The organism is Salipiger sp. (assembly GCF_059781815.1).
Genome location: NZ_JBYNAH010000382.1, coordinates 1 through 610 on the forward strand (window position 1 = coordinate 1; position 610 = coordinate 610).

General features: G+C 60.2%; 1 protein-coding gene and 1 tRNA gene. Both read left to right on the forward strand.

Annotated elements, in window-relative coordinates; genetic code table 11:
• Window positions 1-270 (forward strand): hypothetical protein (locus AC6RA4_RS24940; RefSeq protein WP_500164933.1); only part of this gene is annotated, 270 nt, incomplete at its 5' end.
• 95 nt (window positions 271-365) lie between these two features.
• Window positions 366-442, forward strand: a tRNA-Asp gene (locus AC6RA4_RS24945).
• Window positions 443-610 lie beyond the last annotated feature (168 nt).

A 610-nucleotide genomic window follows, 5' to 3' on the forward strand; every position in this document is an offset into this window, starting at 1 on the left:
CGCGGCAACTGGGCGCGAAGGTTGTTGCGTCCGCCGATCGTCAGCATCTTGATCCGGGCCGGCACGATTTCGAGCGAGGAAACCGACCGCCGCCAGGCCCAACTCGCGGATCTGCTCATAACGCCGCCACTCGGCGAGATCGAAGTGCGCGACTGGAAAGCGTTCGATCGCGCCGTGACGATCGGCCATCGCCATACGGCCAATCTGCTCGAATCTAAGGGCGATGCCTTTCGCGGCGACCGTAAGGATCCATCAACGACTGGGATCTAAACAGGTGATTGGGCGCCCACGCCGACGGCCGGCTTGACTTGCCCAAAGCGGTTGCGTACACCGCGCGAACCGCATGTCGCACGCGCGATCCGTGTGGGGGTGTAGCTCAGTTGGTTAGAGCGCTGGCCTGTCACGCCAGAGGCCGCGGGTTCGAGTCCCGTCACTCCCGCCACTTTCTAAACTAGTCTTTAGGAACGGTGGTCACCAAAGTCTCTCCTTTTCACGAACCCGCGCTTATTTTTTACTTGCTGTCGCAAGACGGCTCGAGCCTCCTAACGCCCGCCAATTTCCCAAAAACATCAGATATAGAGGCGGCCAGGCATCTTCTTGCTGCGCCTTA